At 51.6% G+C, this 16,777-nt stretch carries 15 protein-coding genes and 1 tRNA gene; 2 read left to right on the plus strand and 14 right to left on the minus strand.

Annotated elements, in window-relative coordinates; all coding sequences use genetic code 11:
• Positions 1 to 25: 25 nt before the first annotated feature.
• Entirely contained in the window at positions 26 to 172 is a 147-nt protein-coding gene (locus tag Dia5BBH33_RS11035) for a hypothetical protein (protein WP_157952103.1), read from the minus strand.
• A gap of 144 nt (positions 173 to 316) precedes the next feature.
• Between Dia5BBH33_RS11035 and Dia5BBH33_RS06990 the strand changes: the two genes are divergently transcribed.
• A tRNA-Leu gene (locus Dia5BBH33_RS06990) sits at positions 317 to 402 on the plus strand.
• A 112-nt stretch (positions 403 to 514) separates the two neighbouring features.
• On the opposite strand, the gene Dia5BBH33_RS06995 is transcribed toward Dia5BBH33_RS06990, so the two are convergent.
• The 9 genes from Dia5BBH33_RS06995 to recG all read right to left on the minus strand — a co-directional run bounded on the left by Dia5BBH33_RS06995 (position 515) and on the right by recG (position 12,270).
• Positions 515 to 3,547 carry a heavy metal translocating P-type ATPase gene (locus tag Dia5BBH33_RS06995; RefSeq protein WP_232518026.1) on the minus strand — a complete coding sequence of 1,011 codons (3,033 nt, stop codon included), beginning with the start codon at positions 3,545 to 3,547 and terminating at the stop codon, positions 515 to 517.
• Positions 3,548 to 3,595: 48 nt separating this feature from the next.
• Positions 3,596 to 3,907, minus strand: a complete 312-nt coding sequence (locus Dia5BBH33_RS07000) for a metal-sensing transcriptional repressor (protein WP_108850765.1) — start codon at positions 3,905 to 3,907, stop codon at positions 3,596 to 3,598.
• A gap of 166 nt (positions 3,908 to 4,073) precedes the next feature.
• Positions 4,074 to 4,841 (minus strand): 5'/3'-nucleotidase SurE, encoded by a 768-nt coding sequence (surE, locus tag Dia5BBH33_RS07005; RefSeq protein ID WP_022382604.1) that lies wholly within the window; start codon positions 4,839 to 4,841, stop codon positions 4,074 to 4,076.
• A 162-nt stretch (positions 4,842 to 5,003) separates the two neighbouring features.
• On the minus strand, positions 5,004 to 6,263 hold the full coding sequence (locus tag Dia5BBH33_RS07010) for a glycosyltransferase family 2 protein (RefSeq protein ID WP_022382605.1): 1,260 nt from the start codon (positions 6,261 to 6,263) through the stop codon (positions 5,004 to 5,006).
• Entirely contained in the window at positions 6,260 to 7,006 is a 747-nt protein-coding gene (pssA, locus tag Dia5BBH33_RS07015; RefSeq protein WP_022382606.1) for a CDP-diacylglycerol--serine O-phosphatidyltransferase, read from the minus strand. Before pssA ends, Dia5BBH33_RS07010 begins: the two co-directional genes overlap by 4 nt.
• Complete coding sequence (locus Dia5BBH33_RS07020; protein ID WP_022382607.1) at positions 7,007 to 7,654, minus strand: phosphatidylserine decarboxylase; 648 nt, start codon at positions 7,652 to 7,654, stop codon at positions 7,007 to 7,009.
• Positions 7,654 to 8,406 carry a WecB/TagA/CpsF family glycosyltransferase gene (locus tag Dia5BBH33_RS07025; protein ID WP_108850762.1) on the minus strand — a complete coding sequence of 251 codons (753 nt, stop codon included), beginning with the start codon at positions 8,404 to 8,406 and terminating at the stop codon, positions 7,654 to 7,656. Before Dia5BBH33_RS07025 ends, Dia5BBH33_RS07020 begins: the two co-directional genes overlap by 1 nt.
• Positions 8,403 to 9,860, minus strand: coding sequence for an IMP dehydrogenase (gene guaB, locus Dia5BBH33_RS07030; protein WP_108850761.1), 1,458 nt, complete (start codon positions 9,858 to 9,860; stop codon positions 8,403 to 8,405). Before guaB ends, Dia5BBH33_RS07025 begins: the two co-directional genes overlap by 4 nt.
• Before the next feature lie 361 nt (positions 9,861 to 10,221).
• Positions 10,222 to 12,270 (minus strand): ATP-dependent DNA helicase RecG, encoded by a 2,049-nt coding sequence (gene recG, locus Dia5BBH33_RS07035; protein ID WP_143332633.1) that lies wholly within the window; start codon positions 12,268 to 12,270, stop codon positions 10,222 to 10,224.
• A gap of 227 nt (positions 12,271 to 12,497) precedes the next feature.
• Here recG and rpmB point away from each other — a divergent pair, with 227 nt between their 5' ends.
• Positions 12,498 to 12,689: a 50S ribosomal protein L28 gene (rpmB, locus tag Dia5BBH33_RS07040; RefSeq protein ID WP_008858613.1), complete on the plus strand. Its 192-nt coding sequence runs from the start codon at positions 12,498 to 12,500 to the stop codon at positions 12,687 to 12,689.
• A gap of 332 nt (positions 12,690 to 13,021) precedes the next feature.
• Here rpmB and Dia5BBH33_RS07045 read toward each other — a convergent pair whose 3' ends face one another.
• The 4 genes from Dia5BBH33_RS07045 to Dia5BBH33_RS07060 form a co-directional block, all read right to left on the minus strand.
• Positions 13,022 to 13,732 carry a TIGR03943 family putative permease subunit gene (locus Dia5BBH33_RS07045; protein ID WP_143332634.1) on the minus strand — a complete coding sequence of 237 codons (711 nt, stop codon included), beginning with the start codon at positions 13,730 to 13,732 and terminating at the stop codon, positions 13,022 to 13,024.
• A complete protein-coding gene (locus tag Dia5BBH33_RS07050) occupies positions 13,729 to 15,270 on the minus strand; it encodes a permease (RefSeq protein ID WP_143332635.1) in 1,542 nt (513 codons plus the stop codon). Before Dia5BBH33_RS07050 ends, Dia5BBH33_RS07045 begins: the two co-directional genes overlap by 4 nt.
• On the minus strand, positions 15,263 to 16,246 hold the full coding sequence (locus Dia5BBH33_RS07055) for a GTP-binding protein (RefSeq protein ID WP_162501773.1): 984 nt from the start codon (positions 16,244 to 16,246) through the stop codon (positions 15,263 to 15,265). The genes Dia5BBH33_RS07050 and Dia5BBH33_RS07055 overlap by 8 nt, the downstream gene beginning before the upstream one ends.
• A 344-nt stretch (positions 16,247 to 16,590) precedes the next feature.
• Complete coding sequence (locus Dia5BBH33_RS07060) at positions 16,591 to 16,761, minus strand: nitroreductase family protein (RefSeq protein ID WP_108850759.1); 171 nt, start codon at positions 16,759 to 16,761, stop codon at positions 16,591 to 16,593.
• Positions 16,762 to 16,777 lie beyond the last annotated feature (16 nt).

Genomic DNA, 16,777 nt, shown 5'->3' on the forward strand with positions numbered 1-16,777 from the left:
CTTCTTCTATGGGGCAGCGCCCCTCCTACCTTCTTCTCCATAAATGGAGACAGGAAAGCGAAAATGCGGCAACGACGATGGCCGTTGCGCAAAGTGTCAGAAAATCATAATTTTCATGCAGCCGATACAGGCTGAAGAGAGCCAGAAGGCCCAGAAGCAGTAATTTGAACATATGACCATCTCATTTCTTTTTCGGCTAATATACACTATCATAGCACGCTGATGAAGTGATGAAAATAAAAAGGTCAAAATGAATCGTTTTCAATGACCATTGACGAATCTTCCAGTCATATGCTAAAATAACTCTTGTTGATATGCCGGAGTGGCGGAATGGCAGACGCACCAGACTCAAAATCTGGCGATGGCAACATCGTGCGGGTTCAAGTCCCGCCTCCGGCACCACAGAGAAGATCCCAATGCGGGATCTTTTTTATTGCCTTCCCAGCTTCTATTACCGCTGAAAATGAAAAAGAGGATGCAGAGCCTTCCAGCCCGCATCCTCTTTCTGCTTTTCTTACTTTTCGATGCCGACGAACTTGTAGTCCTTGTCTTCGACGGCCTTCTGGATATCAGCGTCTGCGACTGCCTTGCTCACGGAGAGGACGGCAGTACCCTTTTCGTGGGATACCTCAGCGCTGTCTACACCGTCCAATGCTTCGAGAGCTTTCTTGACGGTGGCTTCGCAATGATTGCACATCATGCCTTCAATCTTAACTGTTTCTTTCATCTTGTTTTCCTCCTTTGGGAATTCTATTCCCTGATATTCATAATCCGCTTTGGAAATGACATCTTTCATCTCTTCCTCTACGGGTTGTGAGCTGTAAGTAATGGCCACACGCCCGGTCGTATGATCGGCACTGGCGCTTTCGATGAACGGCAGAGATTCGAGTGCTTTCTTCACATGCTTCTCGCAGTTTTCGCACATCATCCCGCCTACGAGGACTGTCGCCTTTCCTTCAGTGGAAGGTTCGTCTTTCAATGTATATCCTGCTTTGGAAATGGCATCTTCCATCGCTTTTCTGTCCGGCTCCCCGTCGGAGGTAATATCTACCGTGCCTTTCACATGATCGGCCTTTGCGCTTTCTATAAACGGCAGCGCTTCTAAAGCTTCCTTCACATGACGTTCACAGTTTTCGCACATCATGCCTTCGACATGGAGCACTTCCTTCTTGAGATTATCTTTGGAAGGAGCGCTTGCTGTTTTCGGTGCTTCTTTCTTAAAAACAGGAGCTTCCTTTACAGGAGCATTTCCCTTCGTAGCTTCCCCGCTCTCTTCCCCATCCTTCATCTTGAAGAAATTCAGACGGAGCGCGTTCATACAGACAGTGAAGCTTGAAAGGGACATGGCAGCCGCGCCCCACATCGGGCTCATGTGGATACCTGGGTAAAGGCCGGCTGCAACCGGAATCAGGATGACGTTGTAGGCAAATGCCCAGAACAGGTTTTCATAAATATTCTTCAGCGTCTTTCTGGAAAGGCGGATAGCTGCCGCCACATCCGTCAGGCGCGAATTGATAAGTACGATACCGGCAGAATCGATAGCTACATCCGTGCCTGCACCGATAGCTATGCCTGTATCAGCACGGGTCAGGGCCGGCGCATCATTGATGCCGTCGCCTACCATGGCAACCCTGCCGCGTTTCTGCAGCTCGCGGATGACTTCTTCCTTACCAGAAGGAAGGACGCCCGCAATGACGCGGTCAACGCCTGCCTTTTTGGCAATCGTTTTCGCTGTCTTTTCATTATCGCCGGTCACCATGACGGTTTCGATGCCCATATCATGGAGCATACGGATGGCTCTTGCAGAGTCTTCCTTGATCGCATCGGCGACAGCGATCATGCCGAGGAGTTTCTTTCCTTTTTCAAAGAAGAGAGGCGTCTTTCCTTCATCGGCAAGCGCTTCTGCCTTTTCTTTGAGACTGCCAAGGCTTACATAGGAGGAAATATAATCAAGGGATCCGCCGTGAACAGAAACGCCTTCATCGCTGGCAAGAAGCCCGCTTCCTGAAACGATGCGGAAGTTATCCATAGCATGTGCTTTAAGGTTTCTCTTCTCCCCTTCTTCGACGATGGCGCGGGCCAGAGGATGCTCGGATTTTCCTTCCAGAGAGTAAGCAGTCGTAAGGAGTTCTTCCTCGCTGACGCCTTCGGCCGGAACGATGTCCGTCACTTCAGGACGGCCGGTCGTAATCGTGCCTGTCTTATCCAGGGCAACAATCTTGACCTTGCCTGCGTTTTCAAGATCCTCGCTCGTCTTAAAAAGGATGCCGTTCTTGGCGCCCATGCCGTTTCCGACCATGATGGCAACCGGTGTTGCCAGGCCCAGTGCGCAGGGGCAGGAAATGACGAGTACGCAGATTGCGTATTCAAGAGCAGTCGCCGTATCAGCACCGAGGAATTTCCAGATGATGAATACGACGATGGCAACCCCGATGACGGCTGGAACAAAGACAGCGGATACTTTATCTGCAATGCGCGCAATCGGCGCTTTCGTAGCAGCTGCATCGCTCACCATGTGGACGATCTGGGAGAATGTCGTATCTTCACCGACACGCGTTGCTTTGACGCGGATGAAGCCTGTCGTATTGATTGTTGCGGTGCTGACAGTATCGCCTGCTCCCTTGTCGACAGGAACGGATTCGCCGGTCAGGGCAGATGCATCGACGGCCGTCTCGCCTTCTATGATTTTCCCGTCGACCGGAATGGATTCGCCCGGTTTGACGACGAAGATATCGCCAGGCTTGACCTCGCTGATACCGACAGTCACGACCATGCCGTCCCGCTCGATATTCGCCGTCTCCGGCGCAAGTTTCATAAGCCCCTTCAAAGCATCGGTCGTACGTCCCTTGGAGAGCGATTCCAGAAGCTTTCCGACGGTAATCAGGGCCGGAATCATGGCCGCAGACTCAAAGTAAAGCTGCCCGCGGTAAAGCATATCAATCGATTCCCCCTGCATCGCAAAGTACGTCATCTTGTAGAGGACGGAGAGCGACCACAGGAAGGAAACGCCCGAGCCGAGAGCGACAAGCGCATCCATATTCGGTGCTCCCTGGAAGAGGGAACGGAAACCGGACGTGAAGAATGCACGGTTCACGAACATGACAATCAGCGCAAGAATCATCTGCGTGATGCCAAGCCCGATGTAATTTCCATCCAGAAAGGACGGAACAGGAAATCCCAGCATATTGTGTCCCATGGAAAGGTACATGAGGACGGCCAGGAATACGAGCGAGAGGATAAGTCTCTTCTTCAGCTTCGGCGTCTCCCTGTCCTTCAGCGCTTCTTCCTCGGCTGCGAGCGATCCTGAAGTAGATCCTCTCTTGACCTCACTATCCATGGGTTTGGCCCCATAGCCTGCCGCTTCGACAGCAGCAACGACGGAATCAGCACTGGCCGATCCTTCGACAGACATGGAATTCATCAGAAGGGAGACCGTCACTTTATCGACGCCCGGCACTTTGCTGACGGCTTTTTCCACATGAGCCTGGCAGGCTGCACAGGTCATGCCCGTCACCATGTACTGGCATTTATTTTCTTTCTCACTCACTTGAATCACCCCTTCATAGCGGCAAGGCCGCTGTATTTGGACCAGAAATCACTTCATCAGTTTCTGCAGCATGGTGCAAAGTTCATCGACCTTGTCATCCTTGCCTTCCTTGATGTCTTCCGTCACGCAGCCGTGGATGTGGGCCGCGAGAAGAAGTTTGTTGAAACTGTTCAATGCATTGGAAACGGCGGAAACCTGCATCACAATATCCGGGCAGTACGCGTCATTCTCGACCATCTTCTCAATGCCGCGGATCTGTCCCTCAATCGTGCGAAGCCTCTTCATCAGATTGCTTCTTTCTCTTTCCGTACGTTCCGTATGGCGGCAGCCTTCGCATGCCATTTCTTTATCTTCTGCCATTTGCATCACCGATCTTTCTGAAATCCTTACTTCTTACGGCTATATACTACACCCCCCTGGGGTGTTAGTCAATAGAAAAATTTAGAAATATGGACATTTGGCAATGCAAAAGAGCTGTGGAAATGCCGCCATTCCTACAGCCCTTCTTGAATTCTTGTTTCGATTCTTATTTTTCTGTATCAGCGATTTCCTTGACTTCTGCCAGTCTATCTGTGTCTGTCATGTTCCATGTGAGCGCTGTCAGTGTCGGGTATCCCCTGTGGATCCAGAATACATCTGTATCCGGAACGGCATCAGGAAGCATCGTGCCGGAAAGCCAGAAGCCCAGATGGCCGGACGGATCCTTCATTTCACGGATCGCATTGTCATAGCGCTGGATGCCGAGCTTTGTAATTTTCAGATCCTTCCATCCGATATGTTCCTCTTCTTTCGGGATGTTGAGGGAAAGGATGCCCTTGTAGCTGGAGTCGACGAAATATTTCTTCACGACTTCGAAAGCAAAGTCTGCGGCCTTGGCCAGGTATTCCGGTTTCTTGACCGTTTCTGCGGAAAGCGCAATCGCAGGGATACCAAGGAAAATGCTTTCCATGGCGCCTGCGATGGTACCGCTGTAAAGGCAGTCGCTGCCGTTATTGAGTCCGTTGTTCATGCCGGAAACGATGAGATCCGGCTTGTCATTACGGAGCCAGTGTTCCAGCCCCAGCTTGCAGCAGTCTGCTGTCGTGCCGTTGCAGGACAATACCGTAATATTTTCTCCATAGCTTTCCTTCTTCCACATGCGCAGGTACGTCTGGAGAGAAAGGGAACTGGAGCAGGAGCTTCTCCCGCGGTTCGGTGCAATGACCGTCACCCTGCCCAGCCTGGCAAGTCTCTTTGCCATTTCAATAATACCGGGAGATTCAAAGCCGTCGTCATTTGTCATGAATATATGCATAGTCCACCTGTCACTTCTAAAAAAAGCCTCAAAGGCTGTACTTTGTTTCGTATCTATTTTAACAAAAACATGGAAAAGATTCTATACAATTTCGGTCAAGAGTTGATAGAAGCATGTAAAAAGAGCCGACCAAATGAATGAATCACTTGACCGGCCCTGCCATTACTGCCCTATTTCTTTCTTTCGTGTCAGACTTGCCTGTTCAAAATGCATGCTTCTGGTATGAATGGTATGAACCCATCCTTTTTTATGTCTGTCCTTCCATCCAAGGAGTGTGACAGGAATCCAGGAGTACATGAAGATCGGGTAGATCAGCCAGTAAAGATAAATCTTAGGCGGAACTTCGATCTGCAGAAGAACGATGAGTGGGACGATGGACTGAATGAATCCGATGACGGCCCAGAACTGCTTCGGCACGAGCACATCGTTGTAGAGGATGACTGTGAAGCAGGGATAGAACATATTGATATATGTCATCACCAGGTAGAACGTGGAGAGGACGAGGAAATAGTTCTGCAAAAGCTGCATGATGCCATCTAAGATGACGATGCTGTGTCTCTTGATGCCTTCTTTGAAAAGGATCGGGATGTAACGCTCGGAGCAGTCGAACTGGCCCTGCGCCCATCTCTTTCTCTGACGGCAGGATGCCATGAATCCGAGCGGCTTTTCATCATAGATGATAGCGTCATGGACCCAGCAGGTGCGGATGCCGTGAGAGAGGCACTTCATGGAGAATTCCATGTCTTCTGTCAGGCAGTCGCAGCCCCAGCCGTATTTCTTGACGATGTCGGCGGAAATGCACATGCCTGTGCCGCCAAGGCAGGAGGACAGTCCCATATTGTACTTGCCCAGATGCCAGAGGTGGTTGATCGTCCAGAAGGCAATGGCAAATGTGCCGGATACCCATGTATCTGTCGGATTTTTGGCAGACAGGTATCCCTGAAGGACTTTCTGGCCTTTGAGAAGACGGTTGTTCATGACGGCAAGGAAATCCAGGTGAACAAGGTTATCCGAATCGAAGACGCAGAACGCATCGTAATTCTTATTCAATGCGAAGATCTTCGGGAATACCCAGTCCATGGCATAGCCTTTGCCGACGAGTTCCTTATTGGTTCTTTCAAAGACGAAAGCTCCGTGCTCGCGGGCGATGTCTGCCGTATTGTCCGTGCAGTTGTCCGCGATGACGTAGACGTCATAGAGTTCCTTCGGGTACTTCAGGAGCTTCAGGTTTTCCAGAAGGTCCGACAGTACGGCCGATTCATTGTGCGCTGGTATGACGATCGCAAATTTGCTGGCGGGATCCGCCAGATTTCTTTCTTTTCGATGCCACATGCCGAATACAGCGATGACCGTGTAGTAAATCGTGAAGAAGGCCACGATCAGCTGTATAGGGAACATGATTATATCGAGGTAATGGTTCATTGTACGTTTCCTTCAGCGTCTCCGTTTTGAGCCTGCGCCCTGCGTTTCATTCTCAGACGGCGCTGTTTTCTCTTAGCCTTGCGACGGTTGAGGTATGTATTGACAATACCGAAAATAATGTAAGCTGCGCAGAGAACGGCTGCCCATGCAGGCCAGTAAATAATCGTGCAGATCAAGAAGAATGCCAGGCATCCAAGAAGAGCCGGCAGGTGAAGCTGATCGGCGCTTGCGCCTTTGTTGTCCGGATAGTGGATTTCGCTGACCATCAGGAATGCGAGTGCGAGGACGCAGAGCATGGCGAGCCAGTTCCAGATCTTGATGCCGGAAAGGACATAAGCAGCCACGATGACGCCTGTCGTCGGACATGGCAGTCCTTCGAAGTAGCCGTGTACAGCGCTGACCTTCACATTGAAGCGTGCCAGGCGGAAAGCGCAGAATGTGCCGAGAAGCGCACAAGGAATGAATCCCAGAGCTCCCAGATCTTTCAGCTGGTATGCATACATCAGTGTTCCTGCGGCAATGCCGAAGGAAATATCATCGGACAGGGAATCGAGCTCAACGCCCATCGGTCCTGCCGTATGCAGAGCGCGGGCTACGCGCCCGTCCAAAGCATCTGCCACCATGGCAATCAGTATGAATACAGCTGCCAGCTGGTAATGTCCTGATACGGACATCATAATGGACAATCCGCCGAACAGCGCATTCGTTGCTGTCACGGCATTGGCAATCCAAGATTTATTCACTTATTTCAGCCTCCCTACTACTGTCAGTCCGCCCTTGACTTTGTCTCCCTTTTTCACACAGATCTCACACTCTCCCGGTATGTATAATTCTGTGCATGAGCCGAACTTGATCATCCCGTACAATTCTCCTTTTTTCAGGGTATCGCCCAGGTTCTTCCAGGTAACGACCCTGCGGGCAAGGATACCCGCGATCAGAATGACCAGGATGGAGCGGTCGCGTCCTTCTATGCCGATCGCGCCTCTCTCGTTTTCAAAGCCGACTCCGTCCTTATAGGCAGGAATGAAGCGGCCCTGAACATACGACTGGTACTTGATTTCCCCTGCCATCGGCGAGCGGTTGCAGTGCACGTCGAAGATTGAGAGGAAAATCGTGATCTTATGGCATTTTTCTCCCAGGTATGTGTACTCATAGACATCATCAGACACGTCGACGACGGTACCGTCGGCCGGAGAAACGAGCACATCGTCTCCGGGCGGGATTTTCCCGTTGCGCGGCGGGCATCTGAAGAAATAGGTGAAATACACTGAGATCACGAGGGGGATCACCGCCAGGTAATACCATTTCATCCAGAAGAAGAAGCAGGCCAGAGCCATCGTCGCCAGGATGAACGGAAACCCCTCAGGCAAAATGAGTGGTTTTTTAAGCATTATTTTCTCCCTTGTTCCTTTTTCCATTTTTTGACAGCTCTCATGAATTTAGGAAGAGCCGTCATTCTTCCGATCCGGCTGGGCTGCAGATACAAGCGGTAAGCCCATTCCAGCCGGTGGTTTCGCATCCACATCGGTGCGCGCGGCAGTGTGCCGCTCATGACATCGAAGACGCCGCCGATGCCCATGGAGACCGGTACGCCCAGTTCATCCATGTGATCGCGGATCCATTTCTCCTGCTTTGGCACGCCCAGACCGGCCAGAAGGAGTTTGGCTCCGCTTTTCTTGATGTCTTTTATAATCTTTTTCTCTTCTTCGCTATCGAAGTAGCCTTCATGGCATCCTGCGAGCTTGAAGGGAACGTGAAGTTCCATGAAACGGGCTGCGGCTCTCTGGGCAATGCCCGGCGCGCCTCCCAGGAAATATACCGGCCACTCTTTTTCCGAGGCAATCTTCAGAAGTTCTTCAGCAAGGTCTGCGCCCGCCACCCTTTCCGGGAACGGCGTGCCAAGCTTTTCGCCTGCCCAGAGCACCCCGGCTCCGTCCGGAACGACCAGGTCGCACGTATTCAGGATTTCCTTAAGCTCGGGATCCTTCTGCGCAATCATGATCATTTCCGCATTCGCCGTAGCAATCATGCGGGGCTTTCCTTCAAGAACAGCTTCCTTTGCCCACTCGAGAGCGTCCTCCATGGTGACCGCATGCACGCGGACATCCATGACAATCTGCTGCTTTTTACTGATATCTGTCATTTGGCACTGTAGTTAGGCGCTTCTTTGGTGATCATCACATCATGCGGATGGCTTTCATCAAGGCTTGCGCTCGTAATCTGAATAAACTGCGCCTCTTCCCTCATAGCTGCGATGTCTTTGGCGCCGCAGTAGCTCATGGCTGCCTTGAGGCCGCCAGAGAGCTGGAAGAGCACGTCTGAAACATGACCCTTGTAAGGAACTCTTCCCTCAATGCCTTCGGGAGCTGTCTTTTCAAGGACGCCGCCGAAGAAACGGCCGCTGCCTGCTGCCCTGAAGGCGCCGGCAGAATCCATGCCGCGGTAGAGTTTATAATTTCTTCCCTGGAAAATCACCATCTCGCCGGGGCATTCATCTGTCCCTGCCAGAAGGTTTCCAAGCATGACGCAGGAAGCACCGGCTCCGATTGCCTTGGCAATATCGCCGGAATAACGCATGCCGCCGTCGGCAATGACGGGGATGCCCGCTTCTTCGCAGGCTCTTGCGCAGTCATAAATAGCTGTCACCTGCGGAACGCCTACGCCTGCAATGACGCTCGTCGTTCCCACCGATCCCGGTCCTACTCCGACCTTCACATCCGAAGCGCCGGCTTCAATGAGAGCCTTTGCCGCATCATAGGTCGCAGCATTTCCTGCAACGATTTCTGCATCAGGAGCGGATTTCCTGAGATTTCTTACGATTTCAAGCGTCCTCTTAGCGCCTCCGTGGAGAGCTTCCACGAAGAGCACGTCAGCGCCTGCTTTAAGGAGTGCTCTTCCGCGTTCTTCTGCATCATCGGAAGATCCGGTCGATGCACCGACGAGAAGGCGTCCTTCCTTATCCTTCACTGCATTCGGGTATTTCTTTGTCTTTTCGATATCACCGATTGTGATCAAACCCTTCAGGTAACCCTTGCTGTCAACGAGAGGCAGCTTTTCAATGCGGTGTGCCTGCAGGATCTTCTTCGCATCACGAAGCGATGTATGTTCCGGAGCCGTTACAAGGCCTTCCGAAGTCATGACTTCGCTGATCGGTTTTGAAAGATTTGTCTCGAAACGCATATCACGGATCGTGATGATGCCTACGAGCTTTCCGTCTTCCGTAATCGGAACGCCGGAAATATGGTACTTGTTCATGAGATCATCTGCATCAGACAGCATATCATCGGGGGAGAGGCAGACCGGATCCACGACGACGCCGTGTTCGGACCGCTTCACCAGCTGGACTTCGCGGCATTCCTCGCCGATGCTCATGTTGCTGTGAATGACGCCTAAGCCGCCTTCACGAGCCATGGCAACGGCCATTGCCGTCTCAGTCACTGTATCCATGCCTGCGCTGATGACCGGAATATTGAGAGAAATATTCTTTGTCAGACGGGTCGTCACATCGACCTGTCCGGGGAGCACTTCGGAATATGCAGGGACCAGCAGTACATCACTGAAGGTCAGTCCCTTCCTGCCAAACTTGTCTGCTCTCATCACAGCCTCCATTCCGGAAACAAAGTTTCCAATGTTGCCATTCCTAATTATCTGTCAATTTAATTATTATAGCATAATGCAAGTATACTTGTCATGGAACTTGCCCGCCCGCTGTCAAATCCGGCAGGATCTGCATTCCAGCGTGATTTTGGCTTATAAAAAATAAATTCAGCATGACCGAAACCTTGACCGGAAATTGACTTCCTTTTACAAATTCCGGGGCCGGTCTCCTTCTCTCAATATATGCTGTTTTCCCTTCACATGCAACACGAATTCAAATGCAGCATGCGATTCTAATGAAACAATAAAAAGCGCTCCGAAGAGCGCCTTATAAAAAAGTTAAATAAAATATTCAAACTCCTTATTCCTTCTCTGCTTCTTCCATTTTCTTGAAGAAGGCACCTCCGAAGCGGTGGCGGAGTTCTTCGGTGAAGTCCATGCCCTTATCGACGGCTTTGGCGGCTTCTCTTCTTGCTTCTTCAAGAAGGGGCAGGTCGCGGATGATGTCGGCGGCTTTCAGGTCCGGCATACCGTGCTGATGATAGCCGAAGAATTCACCGGAGCCTCTTAAGAGGAGATCCTTTTCTGAAAGGAGGAAACCATCGGAGATTTCGCACATGAGGCGCATGCGGAGCTGCGTGACTTCGTTCCTGTTATCCGTATAGAGGATGCAGTAGGACTGGCTGCTGCCGCGGCCGACGCGGCCTCTCAGCTGATGGAGCTGGGAAAGGCCGAAGCGGTCTGCGCCATAAACGAACATGATTGTCGCATTCGGTACGTTGATGCCGACTTCGATGACGGATGTCGCCGCCAGAAGTTTGATTTTCCCGTCCTTGAAGTCATTCATGACCTGGTCTTTTTCTGCGCCCTTCATGCGTCCGTGGACGAGGCCCACTTTGAAATCAGGAAATACTTTGTCCCGGAGTTCTTCATAGACGGCAACGGCCGAAGCCAGGTCCTGCTTCTCGCTCTTTTCAACGAGTGGGCAGACGACGTAGATCTGGTGGCCTGCCTGCATTTCCTTTCTCATGAAGTTGAAGACGCGCTTCAGGTACGAGCCGTCAATGGCATACGTTTTGACCGGATGGCGTCCGGGCGGCATGCCGCGGATGGCGGACACGTCGAGGTCCCCATAGACGGAAAGCGCCATGGTGCGCGGAATCGGCGTCGCTGTCATGACAAGGATGTGCGGAGACTCGCCCTTGCTTTCAAGCGCTTTTCTCTGCTTGACGCCGAAGCGGTGCTGCTCATCCATGATGACAAGACCGAGGTGCGCAAAGATGACGTCCTTTTCAATCAGGGCATGCGTGCCGATCAGGACGTCGATTTCCCCTTTCGCCAGTTTCTCAAGGATTTCATTTCTTTCGGATGTCTTCGTCTGTCCGGAAAGGTAAGCGACGCGGATGGGAAGGCCTTTATAGAATTGCTGGAATGTTTCATAATGCTGCCCGGCAAGGACTTCCGTCGGCACCATGAGCGCTCCCTGATAGCCGTTTTCGACGATCTTGGCAAGGGCAAGCGCCGCAACGGCCGTCTTGCCGCTTCCGACATCGCCCTGCACGAGACGCTGCATGGGGACGAGCCCTTCCATATCATCCTCGATATCACGGAAGGCGAGCTTCTGCCCGTCAGTCAGCTCGAAGGGGAAATTCTTAAGGACAGCGCGGACGAGCTTTCCCGAAGGCGCGCACTTGACCGAGGACGCTCCCTTTTCCCTCTTCCTTTTAAGGAGCAGGAGGCCTGCCTGCATGAAGAAGAGTTCTTCGAATGCCATTCTCTTCCTTGCCGCCTGCCGCATCGTTTCATTTTCAGGATTGTGCATGACGCGGATGGCTTCGGCGCGTTCCATGAGATGTTCTTTTCTCACCGTTTCGAGCGGAAGATTTTCGTCAAGGTCCTCCACGCGGTCGAGCGCTTCCTGGATCATCTGCCTCATGCGGTTGATCTTGATTCCTTCTGTCAGAGGATAGATCGGGACAAGCTTCTGGAAAGACGGCAGCTCTTCAGGTGTAACGGCTTCCGTTTCCGCATTGCCCATCTGTATTTTCCCATAGCCATATTCTGCCCTTCCGTAGGCAAGGACGTTCAGCCCACGGGAGAATTCATCCTTCTTCCATGGCTGGTTGAAGTAAGTGAGCGTCACGGCGCCCGTCCCGTCCGTCATGGTGACGTTCAGAATGGAAAGGCCCCTTCTTGGATGGATTTCCTTCACATCAAGGATTCTTCCGTAAATGACGGACTCTTCCCCGCTCACAAGGTCTTCCATCTTCGTGATCTGCGTCCAGTCCTGATATCTTCTCGGGTAAAAGGAAATGAGGTCTTCCACAGTGCGGATGCCAAGGTGTTCCAACCTTTCCGCCATTTTCGGGCCTACCCCTTTGACATATTTAACGGAATCTGATAATTTCATAGTATCTCCTTCTTGCCGGCGGAGGAACGCGCCGGCGGAAAGCGAATTAAGTCCGGAAACCAGAGCCGGTTTTCCGCTGACGGCGGATGGTACGGCATAGAGAGATCCAGAGCTTTATTTTTTTATTATAATTCTCTCTATATACTAATGTAAAATACTTGATTAAAAAAATGAATTGTGATATATTATGAATGTTGCAATCACGGAAGTGCAAGGAGGTGTGGCACATGGCTAATTATTGTGAAGTTTGCGGAAAGAAAACCGCTACAGGATTCAACGTATCCCATTCCCATTTGAAAACAAAAAGAACCTGGAAACCAAATATCCAGAGAGTGCGCGTACTGGTGGACGGACAGGTCAAGAGAATGAATGTCTGCACTCGTTGCCTTCGTTCTCATAAGGTAAACAGGGACATCTGATTTCTGCATGATCGGCCGGCAGCGGAGCCGGCCTTTTTTGCGCCTTGACGAGCGAAGAACAATAAGAATGGGGCTGTGACAAAATGGTTAATCATTTTGTTGCAGCCCCATTTTTGCGTGAGTATATTTGATTAGTGGATTATCCAACACATTTATATATTTTTGTTATCTGAAAACCTCGCTGCGCTCGAAGGAAATGAACCTCCTCAGGCGCTTCCAGCACCAGCTCCCCCTACAGGGCGAGCTCTGACACCCTTAAACCGAACTTCGTTCGAGAAAAGAGAAAGCAGTGCTTTAGCGAATTTTGTCACAGCCCCTTTTTATTTCCCCTGCTACGGATAAATGAACCCGAGCACAGGAGGCGCTTTCGTGATGGCCACAGGATGGACGTCGGGCAGAAGCTGTCCGTGGGAAGTCATCGTGCCAAGCGTTCCTTTGACGCGCACCCAGCTTCCCATCGGAAGCTTTCCATGATCGCTATAGGCAGCAATGCCGAATCTTGATGTATCGGCAATGCAGCAGGTCATGGCGACTCGCCCCACTGTCACGACGCCTTCAGGAAGCGAACGGTCGTCGCGGCTGACTTCGCCGGTCAGCAGGATCGTCCAGCCTTCATATTTCTTCGGGTCTTTGGAGATTTCAAGGATCGTCTTGTAGAAATTATCCGAGGACAGCTTGATCGTCTTGTTCCATTCATCGACGCTCCCCTCTTCCTCAACGGGCGCCTGCACGGCTCCCGGTTCAGGCGACTTTGCCTTGACGGCAGGAGGCGGAAGGAAGGGCGACGCAGCAAGGAGAAGGATGAGCGTCAGCGGTGCAAAGAGCGCGTGGTAATTTCTTTTATACGACCTTCTTCTCCATTCCCTGATAGCCAGAAAAAGCCAGGCAGCAAGGGCGAAAAGAGAGGCAAAAAGCGCATATCGTACGTAAGGCACCACATAATTCTGATACCCCTTTGCTGCGAAAAGTGCGAGAAGCGCAATCAGGAGAAAGGAAATGAAGACGCCTGCCATTCCCCTTTTATTAGAAAACAGTCCCATCATACCCCTCCTTTCAGGAATACGAAGAGCATCGAGCAGGCAAATGTCGTAAGGATCGTTACCAGTGCCCAGCGGATGACGAAGGATTTCCTGCACATGGAAGACATGAGAAGGACATTCCTGAGATCCATGACAGGACCTAAGAGAAGGAAGCCCATGACGGATGACGGTGCCATGGAGAGCGAAAGGCTCTTTCCGATCATGGCATCCGATGTCGCACAAAGCGAGAGGCAGAACGCGATCAGCATCATGCAGAGGACGGATGAAACACCGGACGTAAGGCCTGCGCCTTCGAGAATCGGTCGTATGGATACCTGGAATATGGCGGCGAGCCAGGCGCCCATGATGACATAGCGGAAGGTGTACCAGAATTCATATCGGCTGTGGAGAAGAAAGAGCGAGGCCTTCGAATCTTTTTCTGAAGGAATCAGCTCTTCTGTCCCCTGCGGCCCTGAAAAAGCCTTCAGCGGATTCTTCTTGTAGAAGGCAAAGGTAGCGCCGACGAGGACGGCATTCAGCCATCCAAGAAGAAGCCTTCCTCCCACCATCGAAAGGTCGCCGCCAAATGCATACCATGTGCTAACGAGGACGACCGGATTCGTCAGAGGGCCTGCCATGAGGAATATCATGGTAATCGCAACGGGCACGCCCCTTTTGCAGAAGCCCCTGAAAAGCGGCGTCAGCGCGCAGTCGCAGAAGGGAAAGAAGAACCCTCCGATGAGCGCAAGCGGCACAGAGAGAACCGGGTGCTTCCTGAGATAGATTTCCCACGGCGGACGCGAGCTGTACAGCTGCATGCCCGTCGAAAGGAGCACGCCGATCAGGACAAAAGGCAGTGTCTGCAGCGTGATGCCGACCGCCAGAAGAGAAATACGGAGAAGATTTTCCCCCCTCGTAAGAAGCGCTGCTGCCAGGAAAAGAAATGACCACAACAGGATAAAAATATCCAGCCTTCTCTGCCAGAGTCCTTTGAAATGGTCTGTGAACCTTCCGGACCTGACATACAAATTTCCGGCAGACTTCGGTGTCACGATGCGGAAAGAGGCGGAAGGATTCCATGCGGAAAGCTTTTTCCCGGCTTCCTTCACACCTTTTCCCTTTTCGTCATTGGCAAAGAAAAGAATCTCATCGGCAGATTCCAGCTGCGTTAAGATGGCTGTCCCCGTCTTTCCCAGAAAGAAATTCACAAAATTTTCATCGGCGGAAAAGTAAACGCGTTTCGGCTCCATCAGGCGGGAAAGATGCGTCTCATAGATAAGGTGCTCCCAGTCGGAGAAGGGACGCATGCCGTTCCATTCCCACCAGATTTCTCCGATCCAGTGGTCACGGATGATGCGGCCTGCTTTTTCAACAAGCTCTTCATCCGAAAGGGAACTCGCATCAAGGACGATCTTGTCCTCTGTCGAAACGTCCTTCCTCCCCTTTTCCGAAAGGATGACCAGACATTTTCTGTACCGCCTCTGGGCAAGGATATCGTTCAGCCGATGGCTCTTTCCGCTCCCCAGAAATCCCGTCATCACATAGACGGGAATCCTATCCATGAGAAGCTCCTGAAAGTTCTCCGGCCGCCTCCTCTGTCTTTTCGCTTCCGATAAGGACGAGTCCGGTCGGTTCCTTATCCGTACCTTTGATCAGGAGACTTCCCGGCGTCCCCTGTAAAAGAACCGGCTTTCCGCCAATGCGTATGATGCCCTTGGCGCGGATGAGTGAATAGCGGACCATAAGGCCCCTCAGTTTTCTCTTGAAAGATTCCACGGATTCATCCGGGAAATCGACCGTCACGATGGACTGCTGCAGCACTTCCTCTTCATGGTCATGGTCGTGTTCATGCTCGTGGTCGTGATCGTGCTCGTGTTCATGCTCATGGTCTGCTGTAACGGATCCAAGGTACTGGAAGGTCTGGTCTTCCTCAACTGATCCTTCCCCGATGAATCCTTTGACCCAGGCAGAAACTTCTTTTTCGTCCCAGTCCTTCATGAAGAATTCTGCTTTCTTTGCATGTTCAGCAAGAAGTTTCTGCAAGAAGGATTCCTGTCCTTCCGGGCAGCTCCTGACAAAAACGGCATCGGCTTCCTTGAGCTGGTCTTTGTAGAACATCCAGAAATTATGGATGTACATGGGAGCCGCTTCTCCGTCGACAAGCGTCACGACGCCTTTGACTTCACAGAGCCCTGCTTCTTCCGGTTCCTTCAAAGCGGACAGGACATCGGATGCCATAGCGACGCCGGACGGCTCGATCAGGAGCAGTTCAGGCGATGCAGCGGCGGCGACAGCCCTTACCGCATCCCTGAAATTTCCGCGAAGACTGCAGCAGATGCATCCTGCCGTCAGTTCATACAGAGAAAGCGGTTCGCCTTCCATCAAAGCACCGTCCACATTGACCTCGCCGAAATCATTCTCGATCAGTGCCAGTTTCCCCCGCACCGGATTGTGATCAATCAGCATTTTGATCCACGTCGTCTTGCCGGCTCCGAGGAACCCGCTGACGACTAAGACTTTCATTTTTCCAGTACTCATGATAACCCCCTTTATCATTTTTCTTGATGATAGCACATGATGGAAATGATTTCCATTTTCTAAATAAACGATACTATTGGCCGATTTTCCCGTATTGTCCTCTTCTAAATTCTTGTCAATTCTTCGTATTTTCCGCGTAAAAAAGGGGCTGTGACAAAATTATTACACATGTTGTCACAGCCCCTTCGTATTTATTTCCTGATCGTTACTGCTTTTTCACAGGACTTTCTGGGACGCATGCGCGGTGATTCGTCCGCATACCCGATGGCAAGCGCGGCATAAAGCTCGCCGTCTCCGCCCTGCCAGTCCCTGAGGCGCTTTAAGGCAAAGCAAATGTCTCAGATTCAGAGGCTTCCAAGCCCCAAAGCTGTCGCCATGAGGGCCATGTGCTCTACGGCGGAACCGATGGAAAGCGCATTGCAGATTTCCGACTCTCTTTCATCAATGGCAAGTTTCTCTTCCAGCACCTTCCCCAGCTTGTTTCGGATGAGGATGATGACAGGCGCTTCCTTCATGGCTGAATCATATTAA

It is taken from the genome of Dialister hominis (assembly GCF_007164725.1).
Taxonomy (GTDB): Bacteria; Bacillota; Negativicutes; order Veillonellales; family Dialisteraceae; genus Dialister; species Dialister hominis.